Consider the following 17,884-nt stretch of genomic DNA (forward strand, 5'->3'; position numbering starts at 1 on the left):
AGCACTTGAACGGCGCTGTGCGCGCAAGGTGATCGTGCGTACGCCCCGGGTGTACGTCCGGGGCACGCGAAAGGGGCGGCCCCCTCACGAGGGGGCCGCCCCTGTCAGTCCGCGGCGCGGGCGCCGCGGGCCGTCACACCTTGCGGAGGCGGAACGTCAGCGCGAGGGACTCGTCCGTGAACGGCTCCCCGTACCCGTCGCCCTCTCCCTCGCCGAGGTCGAAGTCCGCCGCGAGGACCTCCTCCGAGATCAACTCCGCGTGGTCCGCCAGCGCCTGGCCGACCTCGTCGTCCGTGGACGTCCAGCGGAGCGCGATCCGGTCGGCCACGTCCAGGCCGGAGTTCTTGCGCGCTTCCTGGATGAGCCGGATCGCGTCCCGGGCGAGGCCCGCGCGCCGCAGCTCCGGCGAGATCTCCAGATCCAGCGCCACCGTGGCGCCCGAGTCGGAGGCCACGGACCAGCCCTCGCGCGGGGTCTCGGTGATGATGACCTCCTCGGGGGAGAGCGCCACCGTCTCGCCCTCGACCTGCACCGTGGCGTTGCCCTCGCGCAGGGCGAGGGACAGCGCCGCCGCGTCCGCCCCGGCGATCGCCGAGGCGACGGCCTGCGTGCCCTTGCCGAAACGGCGGCCCAGCGCACGGAAGTTGGCCTTGGCCGAGGTGTCCACCAGCGAGCCGCCGACCTCGGAGAGGGAGGCCAGCTCGTACACGTTCAGCTCCTCCGTGATCTGCGCGCGCAGGTCGGGGGAGAGGGTCTCGAACCCGGTGGCCGCGACCAGCGCCCGCGACAGCGGCTGCCGCGTCTTGACGCCGGACTCCGCACGCGTGGCCCGGCCGAGCTCGACGAGCCGCCGCACCAGCAGCATGTCCTGGGAGAGTTCGGGGTCGATCCGCCCCAGGTCGGCCTCAGGCCAGGAGGCCAGGTGCACGGAGTCGGCGACGCCCGGCGTCACCGGAACGACCAGGTCCTGCCAGACCCGTTCGGCGATGAACGGGACGATCGGGGACATCAGCCGCGTGACCGTCTCCAGGACGTCGTGCAGCGTACGCAGCGCCGCCGGGTCGCCCTGCCAGAAGCGCCGACGGGAGCGGCGCACGTACCAGTTGGACAGGTCGTCGACGAACGTCGAGAGCAGCTTGCCCGCGCGCTGTGTGTCGTAGCCGTCCATCGCGATCGTCACCTGGTCGATGAGCGCGTGGAGTTCGCTCAGCAGCCAGCGGTCCAGCAGCGGCCGGTCGTGGGGCGCCGGGTCCGCCTCGCTGGGCGCCCACTCGGAGGTGCGGCCGTACAGCGCCTGGAAGGCGACGGTGTTCCAGAACGTCAGCAGGGTCTTGCGGACGACCTCCTGGATCGTGCCGTGCCCCACGCGCCGCGCCGCCCACGGCGAACCGCCGGCGGCCATGAACCAGCGCACCGCGTCCGCGCCGTGCTGGTCCATGAGCGGGATCGGCTCCAGGATGTTGCCCAGGTGCTTGGACATCTTCCGGCCGTCCTCGGCGAGGATGTGGCCGAGACAGACCACGTTCTCGTAACTCGACTTGTCGAAGACGAGGGTGCCGATGGCCATCAGGGTGTAGAACCAGCCACGGGTCTGGTCGATGGCCTCGGAGATGAACTGCGCCGGGTACCGCTTGTCGAACAGTTCCTTGTTCTTGTACGGGTAGCCCCACTGCGCGAACGGCATCGAACCGGAGTCGTACCAGGCGTCGATGACCTCGGGCACCCGGACCGCCTCCTGGCCGCAGTCCGGGCAGTCGAAGGTGACCGCGTCGATGTACGGCCGGTGCGGGTCGAGCCCGGACTGGTCGGTGCCGGTCAGCTCGGTCAGCTCCGCGAGCGAGCCGACACACGTCAAGTGGTCTTCCGCGCAGCGCCAGATGGGCAGCGGTGTGCCCCAGTAGCGGTTCCGGCTGAGCGCCCAGTCGATGTTGTTGTCCAGCCAGTCGCCGTACCGGCCGTGCTTGACCGAGTCGGGGAACCAGTTGGTGTTCTCGTTCTCCCGGAGCAGCTGGTCCTTGATCTGCGTGGTGCGGATGTACCAGGACGGCTGCGCGTAGTAGAGCAGTGCCGTGTGGCAGCGCCAGCAGTGCGGGTAGCTGTGCTCGTACGGAACGTGCCGGAACAGCGCGCCGCGCGCGTCCAGGTCGGCGACCAGGTCCTCGTCGGCCTTCTTGAAGAACTGGCCGCCGACCAGCGGGAGTTCCTCCTCGAAGGTGCCGTCGGGGCGGACCGGATTGACCACGGGCAGGTCGTACGCACGGCAGGTGCGCATGTCGTCCTCACCGAAGGCGGGGGACTGGTGGACCAGACCCGTGCCGTCCTCGGTGGTCACGTAGTCGGCGTTGACGACGAAGTGCGCGTCGGGGATGTCGACGAGGTCGAACGGCCGCCGGTACGTCCAGCGTTCCATCTCCGAGCCGGTGAACCGCTCGCCGGTGAGCTCCCAGCCCTCGCCGAGGGCCTTCTCCACCAGCGGCTCGGCGACGACGAGCTTCTCGTTCCCGTCCGTGGCGACGACGTACGTGACGTCGGGGTGCGCGGCAACGGCCGTGTTGGACACCAGAGTCCACGGGGTCGTCGTCCACACGAGCATCGCGGCCTCGCCCGCCAGCGGGCCCGAGGTGAACGGGAAGCGGACGAAGACGGAGGGGTCGACGACCGTCTCGTACCCCTGCGCCAGTTCGTGGTCGGACAGGCCGGTGCCGCAGCGCGGGCACCAGGGCGCGACCCGGTGATCCTGCTTCAGCAGCCCCTTGTTGAAGATCTCCTTCAGCGACCACCACACCGACTCGATGTACTCCGGATCCATCGTCCGGTACGGGTCGTCCATGTCGGTCCAGTAGCCCATGCGCGTCGTGAGCTCGGCGAACGCGTCGGTGTGCCGCGTCACCGACTCGCGGCACCGCGCGTTGAACTCGGCGATGCCGTAGTCCTCGATGTCCTGCTTGCCGTTGAAGCCGAGCTCCTTCTCGACGGCGAGCTCGACGGGCAGGCCGTGGCAGTCCCAGCCGGCCTTGCGGGCGACGTGGTACCCGCGCATGGTGCGGAAGCGGGGGAAGACGTCCTTGAAGACGCGGGCCTCGATGTGGTGCGCGCCGGGCATGCCGTTGGCGGTGGGCGGGCCCTCGTAGAAGACCCACTCGGGGCGGCCCTCGGACTGCTCGAGGGTGCGTGCGAAGACCTTGTTCTGCTGCCAGAAGTCGAGCACGGCGTGCTCGAGCGCTGGCAGGTCGACCTGGGCCGGCACCTGGCGGTACTGCGTCATCGGATCTTCCTCCGGCGGGACATGGCATTTCCGTCTCCGTCGGAGGGACGAGATCAGCGGCCGGACCGGCCGTTGTCCCGCGGTACCACCCTCCTTGGCGGCGGGCCGTGCCCACCGCCCCCTCATTGGGGCAGCGCTGCCGGTTCTACTCGCCCGGGGGAACATTCCCTCCCCGGCTTTCTTCCGGCGGCTCCGGGGTGATCTTCACGTCGCGCTCGCCCCCGGGCTCACACCGTCCCCGGGTCGCTCTCGGCTGCGTACGGACGCTACTCGTCCCCATCAACACCTTGTCGCCGCACCCAGTGTACGGGGCGCGGCGAGCGGGTATGGAGCGGTTTTCGTGGGGCCGGGCGGGGCACAACGCTTGCAGCACGGCGTGCCCCGTTGCCGCGAGCTTCCGGTCGATTTATCGTTCCGGTCACGTTTCGCGAGCAAGATCACAATATGTGAAGGGGCCGCGGTCATGGTGGCGAGAAAGCCTGCTGTCGACGAGGAGACGGCAGCTGAACAGCAGTCCCCGGAGAAGGCTGCGCCGGCGAAGGGCGCGGCCGGGAAGACCGCGGCGAAGAAGGCGACGGCGAAGAAGGCGACCGCGAAGAAGACGACAGCCAGGAAGGCCGCGGCCGGGAAGACGGAACCGGCAGCCGAGAGCACCACGGAGAAGGCGGAAGCGAAGACGGCGGACAGACCAGCGCAGAAGAAGAGCGCCGCGAAGAAGACCCCGGCGGCGAAGACCGCGCAGCAGAAGAGGACTCCGGCGAAGAAGACGGCGGCGAAGAAGCAGGCCGCCGTACCGGCCGAGAAGGCCGCGCCGGAGAATGAGCCCGCCAAGAAGGCGGCGTCCGGGACAGAGGACGCCGCAGAGACGACAGGAGCCGAAACCGTGGCCGCGAAGAAGACTCCGGTGGCGAAGGACGAGCAGGTCGAGAAGGTACCGACCGCACGGACAGCCGCATCGGCACCCGCACAGCCCGGCGAGCTCGCCGTACGCCCGGGCGAGGACCCGTGGACCCCGGAGGAGGTCGAGGAGGCGCGCACAGGACTGCACGCCGAGATCGAGCGCCTGCGCAACGAGATCGCCGCCTCCGAGGAGGCGCTGACCGGGCTCATGCGGGACTCCGGTGACGGTGCGGGCGACGACGACGCCGACACCGGCACCAAGAACATCACCCGGGAACACGAGATGTCGCTCGCCGCCAACGCCCGCGAGCGGCTCTACCAGAGCGAGCGCGCCCTGGAACGGCTGGACGCCGGCACGTACGGGCTCTGCGAGCACTGCGGGAAGCCCATCGGCAAGGCCCGGATGCAGGCGTTCCCCAGCGCGACCCTGTGCGTCGAGTGCAAGCAGAAGCAGGAGCGCCGCTGAGTGCCCGTACGGGCGTGTCGTACCCTCATCAGGTGACAGAGGTGGAGCGGGCTATCGGTACTCCGGACTCTCCGGACGGGGCGACGGACGAGCCAGTCGACGAAGCGTCCGGTGAGCGTCCCGCACCGCGGGGGCCGCGTCGGATCGGCGTACTCGTCGCCGTGGCCGCGCTCGCCTATGTCCTCGACTTGATCAGCAAGCTGATCGTGGTGGACAAGCTGGAGCACAGGGCGCCGGTCGAGGTGATCGGCACCCTGCTCCAGCTGAACGTCATCCGCAACAAGGGGGCCGCGTTCGGCATCGGCGAGGCACTGACGATCGTGCTCTCCCTGATCGCCGTGGTGGTCATCGTCGTCATCGTGCGGATCGCGCGGAAGCTCCACAGCGCGCCCTGGGCCATCGCCCTCGGACTGCTGCTGGGCGGCGCCTTCGGGAATCTCACCGACCGGATCTTCCGGTCGCCGGGGGTCTTCCGCGGCGCGGTCGTGGACTTCATCGCCCCCTCGCACTTCGCGGTGTTCAATCTGGCGGACTCGGCGATCGTGTGCGGCGGCATCCTGATCGTGCTGCTGTCGTTCCGCGGTCTCGACCCGGACGGCACGGTCCACAAGGACTGAGCGCCGACCGCGTCGCCCGAGGGGCCGTCAGTCTCCGTACGGGCGCTGCCCGTTGGTGATCCGTATCCGGTAGTCGCCGTCACCGGTTCTGCCGGTGACGGCGATCCGTGTGCCACCGGCGAACGTGTGCGCCCCGCCCGGGCGGAACGGGGCGTCGGCCAGCTCCGCGAGCTCCGCCGGCGCCAGCCCCGCACAGGCGGGGCCGCCGCCGCTGTGCGGCCGGGAGTCGACGACGCGTACGGGGCCCCGGCCCGTGGGCGTGCGCGAGTCGACCGTGTAGAGCAGCACCCCTTCACCGCATATCCGCCGGTCCAGACCCTTGCGGGTGCGGGCCTCGGCGACTGTCGCGCTGTGCGGGCCCGTACGGACGGCGGTGATGCGGGGGCCGTCGGGGGAGCCGACGGGGCGCAGCGTGTGGGTGCTCGTCCCGCTTCCCGCGCACTCGACCTCGTTCCTGCCGAGCCAGCCGAGCTTCCATTTGTGCCAGCCCAGCAGGTCCGACAGGCCGGCCATACTCATCGTGTCCCAGCCGCCCGCGTACTCGACGGTGGCCCCGCCGGCGACGTTGTAGAGGTCGGGCAGGCCGTACAGATGGTTCGCCTCGTGGACGAAGTTGCCGCGCTGCCAGAGCGCCGAGTCCTGCTGCCGGCCGAACACCAGCGCCGCGGCGGGCAGTTTCCGCCCTCCCGCGTGCAGACCGGTGAACAGGTTGGCCTGCGAGACGGTGGGCGGGGCCGGCACGTTGGCGTCGGCGACGACGAGGACGAGGTCCGTACCGGAGAAGTCGGTGCCCTGCCGGCGTGCCGCGTCGACGGCGTCCTGTACGTAGCCGCGTGCCGTCCGGTTCGGGTTGCCGCGGGCCACGCCGTACGCGGACCAGGGGCGCGGCATGCGGACCCAGTCGCCGGTGGGCTCGAAGGAGAGCTGGTAACGGCCGTACGAGGCGCGCTGGAAGTAGTCGTCGCCGTAGTCGGCGAAGAAGCGGGCACGGTCGCCGGCCGCGGAGACGGCGGGCAGCTCGGGGAAGTCGGCCATCACCATGGTGGCCTTCCTGGTGCCGTGCGGGCGGACGAACCCGGAGCCCTGCGGCCCCTCGTCGAAGCCGCTCCCCGGCGGGAGCGCGCAGGGGCCCCGCATGTGCGTACCGGTCGCCTCGCCCAGCGGGGGAACGGCGAGCGAGCTGGTCGCGAGAGCGGCGGCCGCGGCGAGCAGGACGGCGCGGCGGGTACGGCGCCGTCCGCCGGCTATCGGAGGGCCGTCGGCGGCCGCGGTCGGGCGGGACATGGCCACACCGTCGCGACGGGCCCGGACCGTCGCACTCCCGGACAGTCCGCGCGAGTGAGGGGCGGACGGCGCGGCACAGTGCGTCCGGCATACTCGATCAGGTGAGCACGCTTCCCGAGACACGCACCCTGCCCGTACCGGACGGCCTGGAGGGCGAGCGCGTCGACGCCGCCCTGGCCCGTATGTTCGGCTTCTCCCGCACGAAGGCGGCCGAACTGGCCTCCGAGGGAAAGGTCGTGATCGACGGCGCCGAGGCGATGAAGTCGGACCGGGTGCACGGCGGTGCCTGGATCGAGGTGGAGCTGCCACCGCCGCCGGCGCCCGTGCAGATCGTCGCGGAACCGGTCGAGGGCATGGAGATCGTGCACGATGACGACGACATCGTGGTCATCGTGAAGCCGGTCGGGGTGGCGGCCCACCCGAGCCCCGGCTGGACGGGGCAGACCGTCATCGGCGGTCTCGCCGCCGCCGGTTACACCATCGCCACCTCCGGCGCGGCCGAGCGGCAGGGCATCGTGCACCGGCTGGACGTCGGCACGTCGGGGCTGATGGTGGTCGCCAAGTCGGAGCGCGCGTACACGCGGCTGAAGCGGCAGTTCAAGGAACGCACCGTCGACAAGCGGTACCACGCGCTGGTGCAGGGCCACCCCGATCCGCTGAGCGGCACCATCGACGCACCCATCGGCCGGCACCCGCAGCACGACTACAAGTGGGCGGTCACCGCCGAGGGCAAGCCGTCCGTCACGCACTACGACCTGATCGAGGCGTTCCGCCGGGCCAGCCTGCTGGACATCAAGCTGGAGACGGGCCGTACCCACCAGATCCGGGTGCACATGGCGGCACACCGGCACCCCTGCGTGGGTGACCCGACGTACGGCGCCGACCCGACGCTCGCCAAGCGGCTGCGGCTGGAACGGCAGTGGCTGCACGCCGTACGGCTCGGCTTCGAGCACCCCTCCGACGGGCGCTGGGTCGAGTACGAGAGCGGCTATCCGGACGATCTGCAGGGTGCGCTGGACATCGTGCGCGACGAGAGTTCCTGAGCGTGGATCAGCTCGCACTGCTCTTCGCGCTTCTGCTGGCTTCTCTCGTCATGGTTCCGCTCGGTGAGCGGATCGGTCTGCCACCGCCGGTGCTGATGACGCTCTGCGGCGGCGCGCTCGCACTGATCCCCTCGGTGCCGAACGTGTCCGTGCCGCCGGAGTTCATCCTGCCGCTGGTGCTGCCGCCGCTGCTGTACGCGACCGTGCAGCGCACCTCCTGGCGGCAGTTCGCGGCCAACAAGAGACCCATCTTCCTGCTGGCGGTGGCCCTGGTCTTCGTGACCACGGGCGTGGTCGCCGCCGTCGCCAACGCGCTCGTGCCGGGCCTCGGCATCGCCGGGGCCGTCGCGCTGGGCGCGCTGGTGGCGCCGCCCGACCCGGTCGCCGCGACCACCGTCGCGGGCAAGCTCGGGCTGCCGCGCCGGCTGGTGTCGATCCTGGAGGGCGAGGGGCTCTTCAACGACGTCACCGCGATCACGCTGTACCACGTGGCCATCGCCGCGGCCGTCACCGGCAGCTTCACCTGGGCGGGCGCCGCCGGAGAGCTGGTGCTCTCGGCGGTCGTCGCCGTCCTGGTCGGGCTGGCGCTGGGCTGGCTGGCCAACAAGCTGACCGCCTATCTCGGTGACGCCACACTGCAGACCGGTCTGTCGCTGCTGGTGCCGTTCGCCTCCTACGTACTGGCCGAAGAGCTGCTCGGTTCCGGAGTGCTGGCCGTTCTGGTCACCGCGCTCTATCTGTCCTCGGGCCGCGCGGTGGACGCGGACGACGTGCAGGGGCGGCTCGCCGGGCACACCTTCTGGGCGGTGGTCGACACCCTCGTCACCGGCATCGCCTTCGGGCTGATCGGCCTGGAGCTGCACGTGGTGCTCAAGGCCATGCAGGGACGCTGGGACGACCTGCTGCCCGCGGCGCTCGCGGTGGTCGGCGTGGTCGTGGTCGTACGGCTGCTGTGGCTGCTGCCCGCGGCCTGGCTGGCGAAGCGGCTGCACCGGCACAAGGACCTCGACGAGGACATCCCCGTCAACTGGCGGGAGACGGTGGTCGTCTGGTGGTCCGGAATGCGCGGCGTGGCCTCGGTCGCGCTGGCCCTCGCCGTACCGCTCACGCTCGACGAGTCGGCGGGCGGCGGCCCGTTCCCCGAACGGACGGCCATCCTGTTCATCGCCTTCGCGGTGGTGCTGGCCACCCTCGTCTTCCAGGGCCTGACCCTGCCGTGGCTGGTGAAGCGGCTGCGCGTACGGGCCGACAGCGCCTCGGAGCGGGAGGCGGAGAAGCAGCTGGCGATGCGCTGCGCGAAGGCGGCGAAGCGGCGGCTGAAGGAGATCGGCGAGGTCGAGGACCTGCCCGACGAGGTGTACGAGTCGCTGAGCCGGCGGGCCTGGGACATGGGCGCGCGGATCTCCCCGGACATCGTGGACGAGGAACGGCGCGAGGCGCACACCAAGCGGGTCACCCGGATACGGAAGGTGCACCGGCTGAACGGCGAGATGCTGTCCGCGGCACGGCATGAGGTGCTGGCGGCCCGCAGCGAGCCGGGCGCCGACCCGGAGGTCTGCGACCGCGTACTGCACCAGCTGGACCTCGCCGGCTTCCGCGGCAGCTGAGCCGCGCCCCGCGCGCGTACGAGCGCCCCGTGACCGTCGTGCTCCGACGGTCACGGGGCGCTCGTCATGCGGCGCTTGCGGCCGGCCCGGGAAGGGGCTTCCTCAGAGGGACTTGGCGACGCCGCCGGGGTCGCCGTCGCCGCCCTCCGGCGACAGGATGCGGATGCCCGGCAGCGCGTACGGGTGCTTCTCCTGCAGCCAGCCGAGCAGCTGCTCGCGTACGTCGCAGCGCAGGTCCCACAGGTCGTCCGACGTGCGCGCGGTCATCGCGGCGCGCAGTTCGACGGTGGACGGCGTCGTGTCCGTCACCACCAGGCTCCAGCTGCGGCCGTCCCAGCAGTCGTGCGCGCGGACGAGCTCCTCGGTCTTGTTGCGGATGTCCGTCACCGGCGCCGAGTGGTCGAGCTGCAGGAAGACCGTGCCCGTCATCTGCGGGCCGCCGCGCGACCAGTTCTCGAAGGGCTTGCTGGTGAAGTACGAGACCGGCATGGTGACCCGGCGCTCGTCCCAGGTGCGCACCACGAGGTAGGAGACGGTGATCTCGTCGACCGTGCCCATCTCGCCGTCGACGACGACCTCGTCCCCGATCCGCACCATGTCGCCGAACGCGATCGACAGTCCGGCGAAGAGGTTGCCGAGAGTGGACTGGGCGGCCACACCGGCGACGATGCCGAGGACACCGGCGGAGGCCAGCATCGACGTGCCGATCGTCTCCATGCCGGGGAACTGCATCAGCACCGAGGCCGAGGCGATCACCGCGACGACGGCCGTCACCAGCCGCTGGATCAGGGTCAGTTGGGTCTTCACCCGGCGGGCCCGCGCCGGATCGTGGGCGCTGCCCGTGTAGCGGGTGGTGACCGCCTCCACGGTGGCGGCGAGCACGCGCAGAATCAGCCACGCCGTGGCGCAGATCAGTATGATCCGCAGCCACAGTTCGACGGACGCGCGGTTCTCCCGGACGAGATGGGTGGACTCGAAGAAGCCGTCGAGGAGGGCGACGAACAGCACACCCTGCAGCGGCACCTTGCAGCGCCGCAGCAGCCCCCACAGGGGCGTCTCGGGGTGGCGCGCGTCTATCCGCTGGAGGATGCGGTCGACGGCGAGGCCGATGACGTACGCCAGCACTATCGCGCCGGCGAACACGATGACCGGACGCAGCACGTCTTCCATGACGGATGACTCCTCGGGGGATCAATCGGGTCGGAGGGGCAGCGGGACGGGTGGCTGAGGGGCCGGGGCGGACCGGAGAGGAGCGGACCCGGCCCCGCGGGGGTGAACAGCTCTCCCGACGGTACCTGGCAGCATGGAGTCGACCGCTCTCCAAGCCGGACGAGCGGGTTTCATCTGTGAGGGAAGTGACACCTTGGCCACCGTCGTGCTGTTCCACTCGATGTACGGGCAACGCCCCGCCGTGCACCAGGCGGCCGAGCGGCTGCGTGCGGCGGGACACGAGGTGCACACGCCCGACCTGTTCAACGGTCGCACGGCGCGTACACCCGAGGAAGGTGTCGCCCTCAAGGACGAGATCGGCCGGGACGAGCTGCTGATGCGCGCCGTCACCGCCACCGGCCCGCTGTCCGACCAGGGGCTCGTGTACGCCGGTTTCTCGCTGGGCGGCTCCGTCGCGCAGAACCTCGCGCTGGCCGACAGCAAGGCGCGCGGACTGCTGCTCATGCACGGCACGTCCGACATCGCCGACGACGCCGCGGTCGACGACCTTCCGGTCCAGCTGCACGTCGCGGAGCCCGACCCCTTCGAGTCGCACGACTGGCTGAACACCTGGTACCTGCAGATGCGCAGGGCCGGCGCGGACGTGGAGGTCTACCGCTACGCGGGCGCGGGGCACCTGTTCACGGACGACGGGCTCGACGACTACGACGCGGAGGCGGCGGAGCAGGCCTGGCACACGGCGCTGGCCTTCTTGGAGACGCTCTGACAGGCAGTCTGGAGACGCTGTGACGGGCAGCCGCAGCCTGGAGACCGTCAGGCAGTACGGGTGCAGCGCCCTGTGACTCCGCCGTTCTTCGCCGGGCCGCAGATGTACGGACGGTCGGCCGCGCTGCGGCTGAGGTACCGGCCGACGCACTTGCCTGACGTGTCCAGATCCGCGCCCCGGCACCACGAGACGGCGGCCCGGCCGTTCGGGAACGCGCTCTCGTCCGGGGCGCGCGCGGCGTCGGCGGGCCCGGCCGCGTAGAACATCCAGTAACCCGGCCGCAGCGACGCGAACTTGTCGCTGTCCACATAGCGCACCGTCGCGCCGACATCCTTCAGCGCCGCCTGCTGGCGGGTGCGCGCCGCGACGCCCTGCGTCTTCGGTACGGACGCGAGCTGGGCCACCCAGGAGCCGACGGGATGCCGCGTCCCCGGGAGCTTCGGTGCCTTCGTCGCCTTCGAGGCGGAGGCCTTCGGCGGCGGCGTTGTCGCGGTCCCGGGGGACGGTGCGGCCTCGGACGCCGTGGCCGACGGGACCGCCGCACCGGGGTCGCGGGCGTTCCCGGGATGCTGCCGGTGCGACTCCTCGCTCGGGGCCCGCGCGTCGTCCCGTACGCGCTCCGTTCCGTCCTGCTGCTGGGCGAACAGATAGCCGCCGCCCGCCAGCAGGGCCGCCGCCACGACCGTCGCCACGCCGGCCAGCGCCCACCGCGCGCGGCCGCCGCGCCGTACCGCGGGCATGGTCGCACCCGTGGGCGCTGTGCCGCTCTCACCGGAAGGCACAGCACCGGATGGCACAGCACCGGATGGCACAGCACCGGGTGGCACGGTGCCGGGCGGCACCTCGGCGTACGTCGCGGGCTGTGTCGGCGGGTGCGGAGGCTGCGGCGGCGCGTACGCCGTGGCCGTCGGCGCCTCGTCCCGCTCGGCCTCCGCCAGCATGCGGTCCAGCTCGTCCGCGCCGGGGCGCGCCGCCGGGTCCCGGACCAGAAGCGCTTGCAGTACGGGAGTGAGGGGGCCGCCGCGTACCGGCGGGGGCAGCGGCTCGTCCAGGACGGCGGCCAGCGTCGCCAGGTTGTTGGCGCGGCGCAGTGGGCTGTGGCCCTCCACGCAGACGTACAGCAGCATGCCCAGCGACCACAGGTCGCCCGCCGGATCGTCGTCGGTGCCGCGGATGCGTTCGGGCGCGATGTACTCGGGGGAGCCCAGGAAGTCCCCGGTCGCCGTCAGGGTGGCCGAGCCCTGCAGCGCGGCGATGCCGAAGTCGGTGAGGACGGCCGAACGGTCCGCGCGCAGCAGCACGTTGGCCGGTTTGATGTCGCGGTGCCGTACGCCCGCCGCGTGCACCGTGCGCAGCGCCGCCAGCACCTCGCGGCCCAGCCGGGCGGTCTCGCGCGGGGTGAGCGGACCGCTGTCCAGCAGGTCCTGGAGCGTCTCGCCGGGCAGCAGTTCCATCACGAGCCACGGGTACGGGCTCTCGCCGGGCGGCGGGTCGACGATGTGGTGGATGGTGACGACGTGCGGATGGCTGATCCTGGCCAGGGCCCGGGCCTCGCGCAGCACGCGTTCGCGCAGCAGCCGCGAGGCCTCGGAGCCCTCCGGGCCCTCCGGGTCCAACGACCGGTCGGCGGGCCGTACTTCCTTCAGCGCGACCTCGCGGTGCAGTGCCGTGTCGCGCGCCCGCCACACGGTGCCCATGCCTCCGCTGCCGAGCCGCTCCAGCAGCTCGAAGCGCCCGCCGACCGTCCTGCCCGCCGCTCCCCCTGTCATGGGGGTCAGCGTACGGGCTGGTCGGTCCGCTCGACCCGGTGACTGCCGGAACGGGTGCGGTAGGAGCGCGCCACCGAGGTGGTCGCGTTCTTGTCCTTCCGGTCGGACAGCACGAAGAAGTCCATCTGGGCGTGTTCCGGGGTGAGTTCGAGGACGCCGTAGCCGTGCGAGTCCATGTCCACCCACTTCACGTGCCGGTTCGCACCGCGCACGGCGGCGGCGATGGGCTCGGACGCGGTGTGCGGCGGGGCCTTCAGATAGTCGTCGACGTTGTCCGAGGTGACGGAGGAGACGACGAACTCCGTGGCGACCGCGCCGTCCTGGAAGTAGGTGGCGCCCTTGACCGGCACGTCGGTCGCCCAGTGCATGTGGATGTCGCCGGCCAGGAACACGGTGTTGTCGATGCTGTTGTCCCGCAGGTGCGTGAGGAGTTCGCGGCGGTCGCGCGTGTAGCCGTCCCACTGGTCGACGTTGACGGAGAGACCGTCCTCGGAGACGTTCAGCAGCCGGGAGAGCGGGCCCATCAGGTGTGTCGGCACGGCGCCGAAGGCGATGGGGGAGAGCATCACGGAGGTGCCCACCATCCGCCACGTCGAACTGGACTCGGACAGCCCGGACTTCAGCCAGGCGAGCTGCTTGCGGCCGGTCATCGTGCGGTCCGGGTCGTCGATGGCCTTGCCGCTGGAGTTGTCCGCCTGCTTGTCCCGGAACGAGCGCAGGTCGAGCAGGTGCAGATCGGCCAGCTTGCCGAAGCGCAGCCTGCGGTAGACGGTGCCGGCCACGGAGGCGCGTACGGGCATCCACTCGAAGTACGCCTGCTTCGCCGCGGCGGCGCGCGCCGCGTAGCTGCCCTCCTTGCCCTCCGTGTGGTTGCCCGCGCCGTGCGCCCAGGAGTCGTTGGCGACCTCGTGGTCGTCCCAGACGGCGATCATCGGGTGGGCCGCGTGCACGGCCTGCAGATCGGGGTCGGTCTTGTACGTGGCGTGCCGCAGCCGGTAGTCGGCGAGGGAGACGATCTCGTGCTCGGGTTTGCTGAACCGGACCGCCTCGTTCTCCTTGGGGAACGAGCCGCGCCCGTACTCGTAGATGTAGTCGCCGAGGTGCAGCACCGCGTCCAGGTCCTTGCGCGCCGCGAGGTGCCGGTACGCGGCGAACCAGCCGCCGTCGTAGTTGGAGCAGGAGACCACGCCGAAGCGCAGCGATTGCACTGCGCCGTCGTCGGCGGGCGCCGTACGGGTGCGGCCCACGGGGGAGCGGTCCCCGGCGGCGGTGAACCGGAAGTGGTACGCGGTGCCCGGGCGCAGCCCGCGTACGTCCGCCTTCACGGTGTGGTCGGAGTCCGCCGTGGCGGTGGCGCTGCCGTGCGCGACGACCGTACGGAAGTCCGCGTCCTCGGCGACCTCCCAGGCCACTTCGGTGGAGGCGCCCCGGCCGGAGCCGGGCAGCGCGTCGGGGGAGGGGGTGACGCGCGTCCACAGCAGGACGCCGTCGGGCAGCGGGTCGCCGGAGGCGACGCCGTGCGCGAAGACACCGCCGTCCCCGTCCCCGGCGGATTGCGGACGGTCCGCCGCCTGCGCGGCGGGTGCGCCGGCCGCGAGGGGGAGCAGTGCGGCGGAGGCGGCGGTGGCCGTGACCACGGACCGGCGCCGCGGCCCCGCGGGTGAGCCGCCGTCAGGAGCGTGCGCCGGAGCGGAGGTTCCGGCCGGTCCTGTTGCGGAAGTGCCGTTGGTGCTGGTGGTGGCGTGTGTGTCAGTCACGGCCGCCGACTCTAGGTACCACGACCGGGTGACAGGCCGACGCCACCGTGAAGTTCGTCTGCCTGTCACCCGATATTGTCGCCGGGTACAGGGCCGGACGCGCTATCGCACCGATGCGCGCCGGCCCGGACGGCCCGTTCCCGAGCCCTGCCGCCCGGCTACTGCTTCGTCATGCTGCCGAGGTCGATGCCGAGCTTCTTCAGCGCGGCCGGCAGCTGCTTCTTGTCCTGCATGTCCACGGTCTTGCCGTCGACCTTCATGGTGGGAGTGCCCTGCACCTGGCCCTTGTTGAAGTCGGCGACCATGGCCAGCGCCCACTTGTCGAAGGTGCCGTCCTCGACGTCCTTCTTGAAGCCGCTGTCCTTCTTCAGGGCCGGGACGGTGTCCGCGACCTTGAGCAGGTAGGAGCTGTCGGCGAACTTGTCGGAGGTCTCCTCCGGGTGGTTCTTCGCCGAGTAGAGCGCCTTGTGGTAGTCGCTGAAGGCGTCCTTGCTGACGTTCAGCGAGGCACCCAGGGCGCTGAGGGCCTTCTTCGAGCCCTCGCCGCCCATGTTCTGGTCGATGAGATCGCCCATGTGGTACTGCATCGTGAACTTGCCCTGCTCGGACGCCTTTTCCAGGATCGGGCCCGTGCCCTGCTCGAACTGCGCACAGGCCGGGCAGCGCAGGTCCTCGTAGAGGTCGACCTTGTGCTTCTTGCCGCTGCCGATGGTGACGGTCGTGCCGTCCTTGCCCTCCGTGTTGGCGGGCTTCACGAGCTTCGCCTGCTTGGCGGCCTCCCAGCCGCTCGGCTCGTTCATCTTCATGACGCCGTAGCCGATGCCGCCCGCGACGGCGAGCACCGCGACGACCGAGACGCCGACGATGATCTGACGGCGCGTCTTCTCCTTCTTCTTCTGCTTCTCCTGCTCGACGCGCAGACGCTCGCGGGCGGCGCGCTTGGCTTCCTGGGTGTTGCGCTTGCTCATGGGTCTCTCCGTAAGTCCGTACGCCGGTCCGTCCGGCGGATCGCTGCTGTCTGCGGTGCGGCTCAGGCCGCGACGGCGCAGACGGGCGGACCCCGCCGGTGCACGGAGTGGCTGAGCAGCGGCAGCGCGTGCGGCACCGGCGCGGACAGGGCGCGCGGCTTCTGTACGGGACCGGCCGGGGCCGGGCCGCGGAAGGCGGCCAGCGCCAGCCGCAGCGGCCGGAACGCGGTGGCCGCGGCGGCGCGCAGCAGCCGGGCCAGCGCCGCCTCGCCGCGGCGCAGCCAGGCGGCGGCGGTGAGGCCGACGGCGACGTGCGCGGCGAGCAGCAGCCACGGCAGCGCGGCCTCGCCGACCCCGCCGAAGCCGACCGGCTCGGCGGCCCCGGCGCCCTGCCGGCCCGCCGCGAACTGCGCCAGCGGCGTACCGAGACTGCCGCCGCCGCACAGCAGGTCCAGCCCGAGCGAGCGCAGCGGACCGGTGACGGGGCCGCCCGCCGTGCCGTAACAGGCGTGCTGGCCCGTCGTGAAGACCGTGTCGGCGAGCAGTTCGAGCGGCACCAGCAGGGCTGCGATCCGCGCGTACGAGCGCTCGCGGCCGGCGAGCGCGAAGGCGATGAGGAAGATCCCGCAGGCCAGCGCGAGCAGCGGCACCGCGGGCAACGGGGCGCCGGACAGCAGCACATGGGAGCCCGCGGACAGCGTGAGACACAGCGCGGTGAAGACCGCCGCGCGCGTCGTCCTGAGTGCTGCCCCGCCCATGTCCTTCGTCCGCGTCCTTGGTCGTGTTCTGCGTGTGCGTCCGTGCCGTGTGGGACCCGGGCGTCCGCGTGTGCCGCACGAGTCTGCCACGACGGCCCTTAAGGGGTCCCTAAAGTCCCCGGATCGGGGCCGCCCGTCAGGCCAGCCCCGGGATCCGGCCGTTCCGGAACAGGTCCACGAAGATCTGGTGGTCGCGCCGCGTGCGGTGCCCGTAGGAGTGCGCGAAGTCGGTGAGCATCTGCGGGAAGCCGTCCTCGTCGGCGGCGATGGCCGCCTCGATGGCGCGCTCCGTGGAGAACGGCACCAGCGAGTGGCCGCTCTCGTCGTCCGCCGCCGCGTGCATCGTCGCGGTCGCGCGGCCCAGGTCGCCGACGACCTGCTCGATCTCCGCCGGCTCGTCCAGGTCCGACCAGTCCAGATCCAGCGCGTACGGCGAGACCTCCGCCACGAGCTGGCCCGCACCGCTCAGCTCCGTCCAGCCCAGCCACGGGTCGGCGTGCGCCTGGAGGGCGCGCTGCGAGATGACGGTGCGCTGGCCCTCGTGCTGGAAGTAGCCGCGGATCTCCGGGTCGGTGATGTGCCGCGAGACGGCCGGGGTCTGACCCTGCTTCATATAGATGACGAGGTCGTTCTCCAGGGCGTCGCTGTGGCCCTCCAGCAGGATGTTGTACGAGGGCAGACCGGCGCTGCCGATCCCGATGCCGCGCCGGCCGACGACGTCCTTCACGCGGTAGGCGTCCGGCCGGAACTGCGTCGCGGCGGGCAGCGTGTCGAGGTACGCGTCGAAGGCGTCGAGCACCTTGTACCGGGTCGCGGAGTCCAGCTCCAGGGCGCCGCCGCCCGGGGTGAACCGGCGCTCCCAGTCACGGATCTCGGTCATCCCGGCCAGCAGTCCGAACCGGGTGTTGGCGCGGGCCGCGCGCAGCGCCCCCAGCACCGGCCCGTCGGCGGTGTCCAGGGTGAGGGAGGGGATCTCCTCGCCCTTGTCGCCGGTGGCCAGGGCGCGGATGCGCTCCCGGTAGGCGGTCGCGTACGTACGCACCAGGCCGCTGATCTGCTCGTCGCTGAGCGCCTTGGTGTAGCCGAGCAGCGCGACGGAGGCGGCGAAGCGCTTCAGGTCCCAGGTGAACGGGCCGACGTACGCCTCGTCGAAGTCGTTGACGTTGAACGTGAGGCGGCCGTTGGCGTCCATGTACGTGCCGAAGTTCTCGGCGTGCAGATCGCCGTGGATCCAGACCCGGCTGGTGCGCTCGTCCAGGAACGGGCCGCGCTGCCACTCGTCCTCGAGGTCCGCGTAGAAGAGGCAGGCTGTCCCGCGGTAGAACGCGAAGGCCGAGGCGGCCATCTTGCGGAACTTCACCTGGAAGGCCGACGGGTCGGCGGCCAGCAGCTCGCCGAAGGCGGTGCCGAAGACGTCGAGTATGCGCTCACCGCGCTCTTCGACGCCGCTCTGCTGCGTTGCCATGGTGTGCCTCTCCTGCGTTCGGCTCTGCGGACGGTGTCCCGCGGGCACC

Annotated in this window: 13 protein-coding genes; 5 read left to right on the forward strand and 8 right to left on the reverse strand. The window is 71.5% G+C overall.

What is annotated here, in order from left to right; all coding sequences use genetic code 11:
- Positions 1–133: 133 nt before the first annotated feature.
- A complete protein-coding gene (gene ileS, locus AC3AGO_RS25360; protein ID WP_487822541.1) occupies positions 134–3,265 on the reverse strand; it encodes an isoleucine--tRNA ligase in 3,132 nt (1,043 codons plus the stop codon).
- Between the two features lie 463 nt (positions 3,266–3,728).
- Here ileS and AC3AGO_RS25365 point away from each other — a divergent pair, with 463 nt between their 5' ends.
- Together AC3AGO_RS25365 and lspA are read left to right on the forward strand one after the other, a co-directional pair.
- Positions 3,729–4,631: a TraR/DksA family transcriptional regulator gene (locus AC3AGO_RS25365; RefSeq protein WP_487822542.1), complete on the forward strand. Its 903-nt coding sequence runs from the start codon at positions 3,729–3,731 to the stop codon at positions 4,629–4,631.
- A gap of 32 nt (positions 4,632–4,663) precedes the next feature.
- Positions 4,664–5,248 (forward strand): signal peptidase II, encoded by a 585-nt coding sequence (lspA, locus tag AC3AGO_RS25370; protein WP_487822543.1) that lies wholly within the window; start codon positions 4,664–4,666, stop codon positions 5,246–5,248.
- Between the two features lie 27 nt (positions 5,249–5,275).
- On the opposite strand, the gene AC3AGO_RS25375 is transcribed toward lspA, so the two are convergent.
- Entirely contained in the window at positions 5,276–6,532 is a 1,257-nt protein-coding gene (locus AC3AGO_RS25375; protein WP_487822544.1) for a metallopeptidase domain-containing protein, read from the reverse strand.
- Between the two features lie 101 nt (positions 6,533–6,633).
- On the opposite strand from AC3AGO_RS25375, the gene AC3AGO_RS25380 reads away from it, so the two are divergent.
- Both AC3AGO_RS25380 and AC3AGO_RS25385 read left to right on the forward strand, forming a co-directional pair.
- Positions 6,634–7,575: an RluA family pseudouridine synthase gene (locus tag AC3AGO_RS25380; protein ID WP_487822545.1), complete on the forward strand. Its 942-nt coding sequence runs from the start codon at positions 6,634–6,636 to the stop codon at positions 7,573–7,575.
- A gap of 2 nt (positions 7,576–7,577) precedes the next feature.
- Positions 7,578–9,182 carry a Na+/H+ antiporter gene (locus AC3AGO_RS25385; RefSeq protein WP_487822546.1) on the forward strand — a complete coding sequence of 535 codons (1,605 nt, stop codon included), beginning with the start codon at positions 7,578–7,580 and terminating at the stop codon, positions 9,180–9,182.
- Positions 9,183–9,284: 102 nt separating this feature from the next.
- On the opposite strand, the gene AC3AGO_RS25390 is transcribed toward AC3AGO_RS25385, so the two are convergent.
- Positions 9,285–10,352, reverse strand: a complete 1,068-nt coding sequence (locus AC3AGO_RS25390; protein ID WP_487822547.1) for a mechanosensitive ion channel family protein — start codon at positions 10,350–10,352, stop codon at positions 9,285–9,287.
- Between the two features lie 193 nt (positions 10,353–10,545).
- Here AC3AGO_RS25390 and AC3AGO_RS25395 point away from each other — a divergent pair, with 193 nt between their 5' ends.
- Positions 10,546–11,118, forward strand: coding sequence for a dienelactone hydrolase family protein (locus AC3AGO_RS25395; protein WP_487822548.1), 573 nt, complete (start codon positions 10,546–10,548; stop codon positions 11,116–11,118).
- 47 nt (positions 11,119–11,165) lie between these two features.
- On the opposite strand, the gene AC3AGO_RS25400 is transcribed toward AC3AGO_RS25395, so the two are convergent.
- The 5 genes from AC3AGO_RS25400 to AC3AGO_RS25420 all read right to left on the reverse strand — a co-directional run bounded on the left by AC3AGO_RS25400 (position 11,166) and on the right by AC3AGO_RS25420 (position 17,835).
- On the reverse strand, positions 11,166–12,887 hold the full coding sequence (locus AC3AGO_RS25400; protein WP_487822549.1) for a serine/threonine-protein kinase: 1,722 nt from the start codon (positions 12,885–12,887) through the stop codon (positions 11,166–11,168).
- 5 nt (positions 12,888–12,892) lie between these two features.
- Entirely contained in the window at positions 12,893–14,524 is a 1,632-nt protein-coding gene (locus AC3AGO_RS25405; protein ID WP_487824809.1) for an alkaline phosphatase D family protein, read from the reverse strand.
- Between the two features lie 278 nt (positions 14,525–14,802).
- Positions 14,803–15,612: a thioredoxin domain-containing protein gene (locus AC3AGO_RS25410; RefSeq protein WP_487822550.1), complete on the reverse strand. Its 810-nt coding sequence runs from the start codon at positions 15,610–15,612 to the stop codon at positions 14,803–14,805.
- A 62-nt stretch (positions 15,613–15,674) separates the two neighbouring features.
- Positions 15,675–16,370, reverse strand: a complete 696-nt coding sequence (locus AC3AGO_RS25415; protein WP_487822551.1) for a hypothetical protein — start codon at positions 16,368–16,370, stop codon at positions 15,675–15,677.
- A gap of 136 nt (positions 16,371–16,506) precedes the next feature.
- The gene (locus AC3AGO_RS25420; protein ID WP_487822552.1) at positions 16,507–17,835 is read right to left on the reverse strand and encodes a DUF2252 domain-containing protein; all 1,329 of its coding nucleotides are present in this window, start codon (positions 17,833–17,835) and stop codon (positions 16,507–16,509) included.
- Between the last annotated feature and the right edge of the window lie 49 nt (positions 17,836–17,884).

It is taken from the genome of Streptomyces sp. BL1, from assembly GCF_057628045.1.